14 protein-coding genes are annotated in these 11,872 nt (G+C 41.0%); 12 read left to right on the top strand and 2 right to left on the bottom strand.

The features are described from left to right. Positions 1 to 94: 94 nt before the first annotated feature. The 5 genes from WKU33_RS06675 (at position 95) to WKU33_RS06655 (ending at position 3,913) form a co-directional block, all read left to right on the top strand. Positions 95 to 517 (top strand): hypothetical protein, encoded by a 423-nt coding sequence (locus tag WKU33_RS06675; protein WP_336251815.1) that lies wholly within the window; start codon positions 95 to 97, stop codon positions 515 to 517. A gap of 17 nt (positions 518 to 534) precedes the next feature. Then, positions 535 to 1,317 carry a hypothetical protein gene (locus tag WKU33_RS06670; protein WP_336251814.1) on the top strand — a complete coding sequence of 261 codons (783 nt, stop codon included), beginning with the start codon at positions 535 to 537 and terminating at the stop codon, positions 1,315 to 1,317. Then, positions 1,310 to 1,747, top strand: a complete 438-nt coding sequence (locus tag WKU33_RS06665; protein ID WP_336251813.1) for a hypothetical protein — start codon at positions 1,310 to 1,312, stop codon at positions 1,745 to 1,747. The genes WKU33_RS06670 and WKU33_RS06665 overlap by 8 nt, the downstream gene beginning before the upstream one ends. A 172-nt stretch (positions 1,748 to 1,919) precedes the next feature. After that, positions 1,920 to 2,486 carry an NADPH-dependent FMN reductase gene (locus tag WKU33_RS06660; protein WP_336251812.1) on the top strand — a complete coding sequence of 189 codons (567 nt, stop codon included), beginning with the start codon at positions 1,920 to 1,922 and terminating at the stop codon, positions 2,484 to 2,486. Positions 2,487 to 2,740: 254 nt separating this feature from the next. After that, positions 2,741 to 3,913 carry a hydroxymethylglutaryl-CoA synthase gene (locus tag WKU33_RS06655; protein ID WP_336251811.1) on the top strand — a complete coding sequence of 391 codons (1,173 nt, stop codon included), beginning with the start codon at positions 2,741 to 2,743 and terminating at the stop codon, positions 3,911 to 3,913. 29 nt (positions 3,914 to 3,942) lie between these two features. Here WKU33_RS06655 and WKU33_RS06650 read toward each other — a convergent pair whose 3' ends face one another. Continuing rightward, positions 3,943 to 4,233 (bottom strand): HesB/YadR/YfhF family protein, encoded by a 291-nt coding sequence (locus tag WKU33_RS06650; RefSeq protein WP_156855712.1) that lies wholly within the window; start codon positions 4,231 to 4,233, stop codon positions 3,943 to 3,945. A gap of 159 nt (positions 4,234 to 4,392) precedes the next feature. Between WKU33_RS06650 and WKU33_RS06645 the strand changes: the two genes are divergently transcribed. The 6 genes from WKU33_RS06645 (at position 4,393) to WKU33_RS06620 (ending at position 9,701) form a co-directional block, all read left to right on the top strand. Continuing rightward, entirely contained in the window at positions 4,393 to 4,866 is a 474-nt protein-coding gene (locus WKU33_RS06645; protein ID WP_336251810.1) for a hypothetical protein, read from the top strand. A 259-nt stretch (positions 4,867 to 5,125) separates the two neighbouring features. Continuing rightward, positions 5,126 to 7,477 (top strand): FdhF/YdeP family oxidoreductase, encoded by a 2,352-nt coding sequence (locus WKU33_RS06640; RefSeq protein WP_340453827.1) that lies wholly within the window; start codon positions 5,126 to 5,128, stop codon positions 7,475 to 7,477. A 12-nt stretch (positions 7,478 to 7,489) separates the two neighbouring features. Continuing rightward, on the top strand, positions 7,490 to 8,302 hold the full coding sequence (gene fdhD, locus WKU33_RS06635) for a formate dehydrogenase accessory sulfurtransferase FdhD (protein WP_340453826.1): 813 nt from the start codon (positions 7,490 to 7,492) through the stop codon (positions 8,300 to 8,302). A 50-nt stretch (positions 8,303 to 8,352) separates the two neighbouring features. Beyond that, on the top strand, positions 8,353 to 8,586 hold the full coding sequence (gene moaD, locus WKU33_RS06630) for a molybdopterin converting factor subunit 1 (protein WP_340453825.1): 234 nt from the start codon (positions 8,353 to 8,355) through the stop codon (positions 8,584 to 8,586). 5 nt (positions 8,587 to 8,591) lie between these two features. Beyond that, positions 8,592 to 9,170 (top strand): molybdenum cofactor guanylyltransferase, encoded by a 579-nt coding sequence (locus WKU33_RS06625; protein WP_340453823.1) that lies wholly within the window; start codon positions 8,592 to 8,594, stop codon positions 9,168 to 9,170. A gap of 18 nt (positions 9,171 to 9,188) precedes the next feature. Continuing rightward, positions 9,189 to 9,701, top strand: coding sequence for a MogA/MoaB family molybdenum cofactor biosynthesis protein (locus WKU33_RS06620; RefSeq protein ID WP_445321684.1), 513 nt, complete (start codon positions 9,189 to 9,191; stop codon positions 9,699 to 9,701). 16 nt (positions 9,702 to 9,717) lie between these two features. Here the strand turns inward: WKU33_RS06620 and moaC are convergent, their stop codons facing one another. Continuing rightward, positions 9,718 to 10,206 (bottom strand): cyclic pyranopterin monophosphate synthase MoaC, encoded by a 489-nt coding sequence (gene moaC / locus WKU33_RS06615; RefSeq protein ID WP_340453819.1) that lies wholly within the window; start codon positions 10,204 to 10,206, stop codon positions 9,718 to 9,720. 364 nt (positions 10,207 to 10,570) lie between these two features. Between moaC and WKU33_RS06610 the strand changes: the two genes are divergently transcribed. Further along, positions 10,571 to 11,605, top strand: a complete 1,035-nt coding sequence (locus WKU33_RS06610) for a multicopper oxidase domain-containing protein (RefSeq protein ID WP_445321683.1) — start codon at positions 10,571 to 10,573, stop codon at positions 11,603 to 11,605. Positions 11,606 to 11,872: the final 267 nt, after the last annotated feature.

Here is an 11,872-nt window from a genome sequence, read left to right as displayed (position 1 = left end):
ATGAGAAAAATAGTTTAATTATCCGATTCTTTTTATAATTCCATCTGATACGATGGGACGTAACATCAATCGTAACAAATAGAGGGGGAGGGGTATGAGGAAAACGATTCGGACTGGACTCATGGGTTTACTATTTCTTTTTGCTTTTAATATATCTATTATAGCAGCAAGTGACTACACTCCTTGGAAATTACATAAAGATTCGGCCCAAGAAATAGTTCAGACCATTCGGACGTACTTCCATAAGCAATCTATTAAACCAATAGAGGAATGGGACGGGCAAAGAGAAGAGCAAGTTGCGGAATTGGAGGTGTTGTTGGATGGCGAAAAATCACAGATTATCACGGAAGTAAGGAATTACGGGAAGGGATTGGAAGCGCAATTAAATAATTTATTGGAAAAGCAATCGGTATTAGAAGTGTACGCTACTTATGAAACAGAGAGAAATGAGCAGATGCATGTAGAAGTGGAAGAAGAGATTGCAATATTTTTAGATGAATTATTATCAAAAAAATAAAAAGGGGGAGTTATTAGGTGAAATCATTTTTAAAATCATTCAAAGGGAAGATCATTTCGATTGGACTTGCTGTTGTTGTCGTCTGGAGTGCTGGAGCGGTATTTGCTTCATCACATGCGGGAGAGCAGCTTCGTGCTTGGTACAATGGGTTGTTTAATCAGTCTGTTGCGGAAGTGGAAGCTGATACTGAAGCATATATGGAAAGCAGATTACCGGGGCTGCAAGCTGAATATGACCAACTGAAAGCACAGGCTGGCATTGATATTGATTTAAGCAGAGAGCTTGCAACTGGAGAGACATTGGAAGAAATTATCCGAGCGAAACTTGAACATATCGGAGAAATTGATGCAGAAAAACAGGAGATTCTTGCTGGAATTGGCTTGGAGTTTTATAATGTGTTCCTTGATGGATATTTAGAAATCCAAGGCAATGCGAATGATGCGCTAAACTTTGCAACAGATGATCTCATTGCATTCACAGCAGATAGTGGGAATGCTGCGATTAAACAATTAGCAGCGGATATCCATCAGGCTAAGGACGCAGCAGTTGCAGAGCTGGAAGAAGCGATTCGTCAGGCCCAGGAAACTCTTGCAGCAGAAGTGTCTAAGAACCAAGAAATTACGACTAGAAATCTAATCAATCAAGTGGATTGGGCAATTCGTGATCTTCGTGAAAGTGTTACCGAAGTAGTCACAACGCTCGTTACAAATCAACAAGAGCTTATTACTGTAACAGCCCAGCAACTCGGAGAAGAAGCAAAAACCGCACTTGATGACGTTGTATCGAGTATTAATGAATAAGAAGCAAGTGATCCCACTCGCATTATTTATCATGCTCCTGTTTGGCGGAGGACTTACTGCTACTGTTGCAGATTCCTCCCTCTCAGGAATTCTGACGAGCTGGCTCGATGACAAAACGGAACAGTCGATTGCAGAAATAGATAGCGCAATTAAGGAAGAGCAAGCAATCCAGACAGAACGTCTGAAAGAAGTTCTCGCTGAAGAAATCAAGGAAGTAGAAAAAGAGTGGGAGACATTTATTGAAGCCGAGAAGCAAAAACAGTTGGCAGCCCTAAGGGAGTATATGGATAAGCATATCGCTGAACGAATTGGAGTTACAGAGGTGGACCCAGAGAAGCAAGCAACTGTAGAAAAAGAATTGGAGCGTATTTTTCAAGAAGCAGTCAACGAAATGGAAAATATTATGCTTGAAATTGAAGAAGTGGAGTGAAATGTTTTCATACGCTCCACTTCTTTTGCGTTCCACGAAAGATTCCTATTCCCAGTTCGTTTCAATTGTATTACATAACGATATTATTTAAAATACTTATTAAAGGTAACTAACTTATGTATTCAATTCGTAATTTGTAAATATGTATGAAGCATTTAAGGAGTGGACATTAATGAAAGTGGCATTACTGCAAGGGTCAATCGTCGGCTCAAAGACGAGAACAGCCCTCCAGCATGTGGAGTCGGTATTCAGAGAAAAATATCCGAACATCGAGGTCACGATGCTTGATTTGGCTGATTATGATATCCCGTTTAGCGATGGGAGAAATTATTTGGAGTATACAGGGGATGCTGGCTTTGTAACAAGGACCTTGATGGAGGCTGAAGCGATCGTTGTGGGAACTCCGATTTTCCAAGCTTCGATTCCAGCCACATTGAAGAATATATTTGACCTGCTTCCAGAGCAGGCATTGCAGGATAAAGTTGTTAGCATTATCGTTACAGCAGGCTCGTCGAAGCATTATTTAATCCCGGAAACTCAAATCAAGCCGATTATATCATATATGAAAGGGCAACTCACCCAGTCCTATGTATTTATTGGAGAAAAAGATTTCTACCGGAAAGAAATCATTAATGATGATATCCATTTCCGAATTGAACGTCTGATCGAGGATACGGTTTCATTAACAGATGCGCTGAAAGATATCCGGGAAGCGAAAGAAGCAGAATACGGATTTTAAGTGAAATCGGCTAAAGAGAAACAATCGCACTTTAGCCGATTTCTTTTCGTGCATCGGAAACTTTAAAGTAAAAATGCTGAGGCTTACTTAGATTTCCAGGGCTAGTCATGTCTGCTCTGTGCCTTTGTTTTTAATTCGCTATTTCGTTTGCTTTATCCTAGTAATTTATATTAAAATTTAAATATTGCCGAAAAATAAAATGTGAAAAACATCACTTTATAGATGTGGAATATATACGGAAAAGAGGAATTGCAGTGAATATCGGAATTGATAAGATTGGTTTTTATGCGCCACATTATTATGTGGATATGATTAAGCTTGCTGAAGCAAGAGGGATTGACCCGGATAAGTTTACAATTGGAATTGGCCAGGATGAAATGGCGCTTGCCCCAGTTACACAAGATGCGGTAACACTCGCTGCCAATGCTGCTTTACAGGTTATCGATGAGGAAGATAGGGAGAAAATTGACCTTGTCCTGTTCGGCACGGAATCAGGAATTGATCATTCCAAATCAGCAGCAGTCTATCTCCATCACTTATTAGGCTTGAATCCTTATGCGCGCGCTGTTGAATTAAAGCAAGCTTGCTACAGTGCAACCGCAGGAATTCAAATGGCTAAAGGTCATATTGCTTTAAACCCGGAAAGTAAAGTGTTGGTTATTGGTGCAGATATTGCAAGATACGGTTTAGCTACTCCTGGTGAATCAACACAAGGAGCAGGGGCGGTCGCAATGGTTATTAGCAAGGATCCGAAGTTGCTTGCTTTAGAAAATGAAAGTACATATTTCACGAATGACATTATGGATTTCTGGCGCCCACTTTACTCAGATATAGCTTATGTCGACGGTAAATTCTCCAACGAACAATATATTCACTTTTTCAACACCGTGTGGGAAAAGTATAAAGAGCAAACTGGACGTAGCTTAGAAGACTTTTCAGCTCTCTGTTTTCACGTACCCTATACGAAGATGGGCTTGAAGGCATTACGTACGATTCTTGATGAAGCAACCGAATCAGGTAGTGAACGTTTGAAAGCAAATTATGAGACAAGTATTCAATATAACCGGAAAGTCGGTAATATTTACACAGGTTCCTTGTACTTGAGTTTACTTTCACTCTTAGAGAAGAATGACAGTTTGGAAGGTGGCGAGCGAATTGGATTATATAGTTACGGTTCCGGCGCTGTCGGCGAGTTCTTCACTGGAATTTTGCAACCAAACTATCAAGACCACCTATATGTTCATCAACATGAAGAACTCTTTCATGCACGTAAGGAAGTAAGCATAGAAGAGTATGAGGAGATATTTGAAGAAACTCTTTCAGCAGACGGATCGTCAACCGAGTTTGACCGTGCAAATGATCCCGCTCCAGTATATTTATCCGGTATAGAAGATCACAAACGAATCTATGTAAACCGTATTAAATAAAAAAACTGAGACTCCGTGTCTCAGTTTTTTCACTCTACAAAATGGTAGGTCACTTCATCGAGTTCTTCATTATATTCAACGTGGAAGTTATATCCGCTGAAAAACCAGTCGTCGCTTTTTTCTATAAAATACGTAATACCATCCACTGTTTCTGTAACTAACGGATCATTCGGACGGTCAATATTAATTGCAACGGAGAAATTATCGTGGATTTCAGTTTTTCCATAGACCTTCCCAAAAAATCGGACACTGTCCCCTTTTTCTAAGCCCATTTCCTCAATATACCACTGATGTGCCTTATCTGATACTTGTATTTTCATGATGTATGTACAGAGATATCTCTGTATCCTCCTCTCAAAGGTATGACCTGTCTTTAGTCTATCATATTCCCATTTCTTAAGAAAAGATAACGAATTTAGCCAGAAAGCGCGTTAAGATGGTAGGATATGAGATAGAAATTGACAGGAAGGTTGTTTCGAATGAGTATATGGCTATACCTAAATCTGCTACTATTCATCATTGTTCTTCTTACACTGGATTATAATTACGCGCATCTCCCCATTCATATCATACTCGGACTAGCAGGTCTATTTTTGATCTTATTCAATTGGACAAGGCATGCATTTTTTTCAACTATCCGGAATACTCCTGATCGAAAGAAGAAAATTAAGCTTGCAACTATCTCGAAATGGATTTATCCGTTTCACCGTTGGATTGGTACAACGGCGCTTATTCTCATTATTCTCCATGCGACCATCATTATACACCGGTTTGGTTTCTTATGGACGAATATGAAAATGTGGAGCGGAATTGGTGCAATTATTATTCTTATCTGCATGGTTCTTTCCGGATGGCTGCGATTATATTTTCCAAGTGTGAAGAAGCGACGGGCACATATTACCTTCGGGTTTTTATTATTTTACTTTATCGTCATTCATACTGTTCTTTTTTAAAATACAGTATGATTTCATGAGTTTGTAGGCGTTTACATATGTGCTTTGTTGTTGTAAAATATAGAAAACTCGTAAATTAATTTATAACTCAACATTATTGCACCTAAAAATCAAAACAGATGAATCATATTGAGCTCACGGAATCAACGAAGTATATAACAATTTACGGGTTTTTAATGGGATATCGAGCTGTTTCAGACTGAAAAGTGATATGAAAATAAAACAAAAATCTGTTTATTATTGATGAGGAGGGGTTAAGTTGGGGAAAACGAAACATACTGGTCCGGTAAAATTAACGAAGCGACCAGATCCGAGTCTCTGGGTAAGTAAAGTGCCTTTTGGGCTTGGGAAGGTGAAGCCGCACCATATTCGCGACACGATGAAAGTAGTTTGGGAAAATAAAGATAATCTGCCTTATGCTACAAGGATTCTTACGCAGGGTGTCTGTGATGGCTGCGCACTCGGCGTTTCCGGCCTGCAGGATCAGACGCTGAAAGGCCCACACCTTTGTACGACTCGTCTCAATGTGCTTCGTCTGAACACAATGCCCGCAATTAAGGAGGAAATCTTGCATTCCGATATAGAAGAATTAAAGAAGCTTTCGAGCACCGAACTGAGGAAGCTGGGCCGGATTCCGTATCCGCTCATTCGGGAACCGGGAGACGATCGTTTCAGAAGATTATCCTGGGACGCGGCGCTTGACCGGATTGCGCAAAAAATGCGGTCGCTTGATCCGAAACGATATGGTTTTTATACGACTTCGAGAGGGATTACAAATGAAGTGTATTATACACTAGCAAAGGTTTCCCGTTTTCTCGGTACAAATAATATTGATAATGCATCACGAATCTGCCACTCACCTTCCAAAACAGCCCTCACGAGATCAGTTGGTGTCGGCGCATCGACTTGTAACTATAAAGACTGGATTGGTACAGATGTCCTGCTCTTCTGGGGATCTGTTGCAGCAAACAATCAGCCGGTATCAACGAAATATATGTATGCGGCTAAACGAAAAGGGACAAAAATCATTATCATCAATCCGTACTATGAACCTGCAATGGATGAATACTGGGTGCCATCGATTCCGGAATCTGCTTTATTTGGGACAAAAATTGCGGATGACGTGTATCAAGTGAATATTGGCGGTGATATTGCCTTTATGCATGGCATTATGAAGCATTGGTTTGAAATGGAAGAGAATGTCCCTGGTTCTGCGCTTGACCATGAATTTATTGCGGAACATGTAAACGGTCTGGAAGAACTCAAGCAAAAGGTGGTGGCTTACGATTGGGAAACATTGGAGGCTTCTTCCGGGATTACGAAAGAAAGAATGCTAGAATTAGCCCAACTGCTTGCCAAATCAAAATCCGCCGTATTTGTTTGGTCGATGGGTCTCACTCAACACCGCTTTGGAACGGATAATGTGTCCCAGGTAGCGAATCTTGCTTTACTTCGTGGCTTTTTAGGGAGAGAACATTGTGGGTTAATGCCAATTCGTGGCCATTCCGGTGTACAGGGGTCTGGAGAAATGGGAGCAGATCCGTTTGTCTTGCCTGGTGGCGGGATGGATAAGGACAACCGGGAACGGGTCGAACAGATTTGGGGTTTCCCGATTCCGAAATGGCAAGGTGATATTGTCGGCGTATCCTTGGAAAATGCTTTGCTTCCTGAAAATCATGAACGTCATCTTTCTCTCTATTATTTATCTGGCGGTAATTTCCTGGAAACGATGCCGAATCCGGATTTTGTGGAACGTTGCTTAGCGAATATCGATCTCCGAGTGCACCAGGATATCATCTTCAACACATCTACCTTAGTCGATGCGAAAGAAGCGGTCATTGTTCTTCCAGCCATGACAAGGTATGAGCAAGAAGGAGGAGGAACCTCAACATCGACAGAGCGGATGGTTTATTTTTCACCAGAGATTAAGGGACCACGGATTGAAGAAGCGAGATGTGAGTGGGAAGTTTATGTGGACTTAGCGAAACGTGTTAAGCCGGAAGAGAGTGATTTAATCAATTTCACATCTGCGGCTGAGATTCGAGAAGAAATTGCGAAAGCAGCGCCGAATTATGACGGCATTCAGCGTTTGAAGAATCGCGGCGATTTGTTCCAGTGGGGAGGAGCCTGGCTCTGTGAAGACGGAATATGCCCGACACCGGACGGAAGAGGTAATCTAATTGCGGTGGAAATTCCTGAACACCGGAAGCCGGAAGGGCATTTCCATGTAACGACGAGAAGAGGAAAACAATTCAATTCAATGATTTATGACGAATTAGATCCATTTAATGCAGCGGACCGGGATGATGTGCTGATGAATGAATTGGATGCAGCAGAACTTGGTGTTGCGGAAGGAGATCCCATTGTTGTCTATAATCAATATGGCATGTATAAAGGGCAAGCGAAGTTCGTAAATATTAAAGCCGGAAATATTGAACTTCATTGGCCAGAGGGGAATGTAGTCATCCCGCAAGGCGTATATGAAGAATTTGCGGGGATACCGGAATATACAACCCTTGTTATTGTGGAAAAGGCTGATAGTTTCTATGCGCATAAAGATATGAAATATAAAGAGAAGCGGATCGAGGAGCTGGAAATGGAGCCAAGCTAAGGAGGGATTCCGATGAGCATTGTCGATGAACCGGGGTGGAAGACGATTAAGATTAAGGGAACCCATCAAGAAAATGTGTCGGAAGCAATAGCGGCAGAGTTTCCCTTAACCTTGATGCTGGATGGTCATGAGTTTGCGACGATTGTTTGTTCTCCAGGTCAACTGGAAGATTTAGTCGTTGGATTTCTTGCTTCGGAAGGGGTCATCCGTACAGCTGCTGAAATAAAAGAGATCCAAGTTGATGTGTATACAGGTTTCTCCCATATCGCACTCCATAAACCAGTGCAACCGGATCAATTTGATCACTCCAGCCGTATAATTGGATCTTGTTGCGGGAAAAGCCGCCAGTTTTATTTTAAAAGTGATGCCCGGGTAGCGAAGACGATAACTAGCGAGCTTGAAGTAACGGTTGATCAGTGCATGCAATTGATGAAAGGGTTGATGAATAGCTCACCTGAATTTGAACGGACTGGAGGCGTCCATAATGCGGCGCTTGCAACACCAACTGATTTATTGTTCACCCGCACAGATATTGGCAGGCATAATGCGCTTGATAAAGTATTTGGGGCCATGCTCCAAGGTAACATTCCTGCAAGGGGAAAACTTGTTGTCTTCAGTGGGAGAGTCTCATCAGAAGTATTACTAAAAATTTCAAAAATGGGAATCGGGATTATTTTGTCCAAATCCGCTGTTACAGATCTTGCTGTGAAACTAGCTGATGAACTTGGAATAACGGTTATTGGATTTTTGCGGGGCGACCGGATGAATATTTATACACGTCCTGACCGTGTGCGCGGGATCGACCCTTATTTGCAGTGCGATTAGTCATGTGCTACCATTTTTGTAATACGTTGTGATATGAAGGAGGATGTGACTTGATTAAAGTATTACTATTTGCTGAATTACAGGAAACAACTGGGAAGTCGAATCTGGATATTCCAGTACAAAATATCACTGTCCAGCAATTGAAAGAAAAACTTAAAACAAATTATCCACAGTTGAATTTACATGACGTGATGACGGCTATTAATGAAGAATATGCAAAGGAAGATGACGCGATTACGTCAGGTGATACCGTTGCTTTCATTCCTCCGGTCAGTGGTGGTTAAATGGCATGGTGATGGGAACTATTGTTGGCGTAATTTTAGCAGGTGGGAAATCACGTAGATTCGGAAGTCCCAAATCGTTTGCAGTGAAAGATAACAAAGCATTTTTCCAGTGGTCGCTTGATGCGATTACACCAGTTGTTGATGATACGATTCTTATTACAAATCAAGACCTGGAAGGAAAGTTTCCACCAGAATTGGAAGTGGAGATTGTTACCGATATGGAAAAGTTTGCCGGGAAAGGTCCGCTTGCTGGGCTATATACTGCAATGCAAGAGAAAAAAGCTTGTTGGTATGCGGTTATACCAACAGATGTCCCGTTTATGGCAAAGGAAGTTTTCGAGCGATTACTAACGGAAAGAAAGGGAGTACAAGCGGTAATTCCAGTTGTTAATGAAAGACTGCAACCATTGATTGGACTTTATCATCATACACTTAAACAACGAATCAAGATATTGCTCGAAACGGATAGATTGCATATGCGTGCACTGCTAGATGAAGCGGACGTGAAATATGTGCCGTTTTCTGATGAATTGCCTTTTATTAACATAAATCGGTTAGAGGACTATAATAGCCATATTCGATGAGGGATCGAGGGATTAGTGATGCATGAAGAGCATAAAACACTTGCGCCGAATTTCATTAATTGCGCAGTGTTAACAATTAGTGACACACGAGATAAGCAAAATGATAAAAGTGGAAAACTGATTATTGATTTATTGAATAATGATAAACATGAGGTTACTTGTTATGAAATTGTACCGGATGATGCGGAAGTCATTAAAGCAACAATGAAATTACTAGTTAAAAATCAGTCGGTAGATGCGGTTATACTAAATGGAGGTACTGGAATTGCTGCCAGGGATGTGACGATTGAAGCGGTGCAGCCTCTTTTTGCAAAGGAATTGCCGGGATTTGGCGAATTGTTCCGGATGATTAGTTACGAAGAGGATATTGGAAGTGCAAGTATGTTGTCCCGAGCGACATGCGGATCCATTAATCACCGTCTCGTCTTCATTATACCTGGTTCAACAGGAGCCGTCCGACTAGCGATGGAGAAACTTATCCTACCAGAAATCGCACATGGCGTTCATGAACTGAAAAAGGATTTAAGCTGAGATTACAAGCAGAGTATCAAGACTTCCGCTTGTAATCTCCGCTTTTTCCGCCGCTTTTTTGGAGCAGATAGGTTTCTCCGATTACAATTCCTTTATCGATTGCCTTACACATATCATAGATAGTTAAGGCGGCTGTCGTAACGGCAGTTAGTGCTTCCATTTCCACGCCGGTATTGCCGATTGTTTTTACTTCCGCTAGAATAATTAATTCATAGTCTCCTGACTCCGATCGATTCCATTCAAACTGAATAGAAACACCACTGATTGGAATCGGATGACACATTGGAATCAAGTTGGATGTTTGCTTCGTCCCCATGATGCCGGCAACTTCTGCAACGCCAAGGACATCTCCTTTTTTATTCTTCTGTTCCACAATATTGTTATAGATCTCCTGAGACATCTTCACACTAGATCTTGCTGTTGCTGTACGATTGGTTGCCTGCTTTTCTGTTATATCGACCATCCTGGCTCTGCCTTGCTCATCGAAATGCGTAAACTCCTTCATATCCATCCCCCTTATATCTATTAATTACAGTTTAATGAATTGTGTTCTCATTGACAAATATCAGCGTAACCCAGTCCTAAAGTCTCTTCTTTTATTGTGAATTGAATTACAAATACACCCTATTTTAGTTTGTGATATTTACAAGGTGATTATAGGGTAAACCCTTTTAATTTCAATGTTTGAGGTGACATAAAACGTTCACAAACAAATTAAAATAAGTGACCGAAATCACATATTGATTGAGCGAATTATCCTATACTTTAAATAGAGATGAAGATGTGCTATCGGTCAAGCAGATAACAAATAAACAGTAATTCATATGGCTGATAGACTTCAATCACATAAAAAACATGAGGTGATTAAAATGATGAGAAGAGTGAGTTATTTATTCGGTATCGGATTTGTTGCTAGTGCGATGTTGTTATCTGCTTGTGGTCAAGATTTAGCTGAAACGGAATTGGGTGAAAATGCCGCTCAGGCTGTACAGACAGAAGAAACGGTTGAAGCGGAAATTATTAAACCACACCAAGATTTAAACCAAGAACCTGTTCCGTTAAAAGTTGAACGCGACGGTACAGATGTTTATGTTGAAATGACTTCACAAATTACAGACATTGAAATTGCGCCAGGCGAGATTTATAAAGCATGGACATTCAATGGTGAGGCTCCGGGACCGTTAGTAGTTATTGAAGAAGGGGACACGATACATTTTACACTAGATAATATCGATCCGGCGATTCCACACAGCATAGATTTGCATGCAGTTCATACTGCTCCAGATAAAGGTTTTGCTGACATCTCCCCAAATGAAAAAGGAACATTTGTTTACAAAGCGTCAAGTCCAGGAGTATTTATGTATCACTGTGGTACAGACCCGGTTCTTTCCCATATTGCAAATGGAATGCATGGTGTTATCATTGTTAAGCCAAAAGATGGCTACCCAACTGATGACGAGGTTGACCAAGAGTATGTCATCATTCAAAACGAATGGTACAAATACAATGACCTTGACGATATGACAAATGGTCTTCCATCTCAAGTTGTTTTCTCCTCTAAAGAACTAGAAGGTGGGGGTCAGCCGAATACGAACGGTACGACAACCGCATTAAAAGATGAGCCGCTTCAAGCACAAGTGGGAGATAAGATTCGTTTTTACTTGAATAATGTTGGACCGAATGAAGTAAGCTCGTTCCACGTCATTGGCACAATTTTGGAAGCCGTCTATATGGATGGACATCCTGCAAACCATCTAAAAGGAATGCAAACTGTGATGCTTCCCGCAAGCGGAGGCGCAATCGTCGAATTTCAGGTGAAAGAAGCCGGGATATACAGTTTTGTTACCCATCAATTCAATCACGCAACGAAAGGCGCGGTTGGTGTAATCGAAGTAACAGAATAATCAACCATACAAATGGTAAGATATTAGAAATCTGTTCACCCGATAAATTTTTATTAAAATAAAGACTTTGTGTAGTTTGTTTAACAGCTGCACAAAGTCTTTGTTTTGTAACGAGAAGCAACCCTCTAAACAGTAAAGATTCATAAGAAAGGCTCGCTAGCGGCCTGCGGAAATTGAAGGTGTGAAAGCGGGAAAGAAGGTTTCCGTTCATGTTTCTTAATTATAAGCCAAATAAAATGAGTGATTATGCATTTTCGTCATTGATTT

The organism is Oceanobacillus sp. HCA-5259, assembly GCF_037892815.1.
In the GTDB taxonomy this organism is placed as follows: Bacteria; Bacillota; Bacilli; order Bacillales; family Amphibacillaceae; genus Oceanobacillus; species Oceanobacillus indicireducens.
The sequence above is the reverse complement of the archived record's forward strand: the minus strand, read 5'-3'. Positions and strand labels throughout refer to the sequence as shown.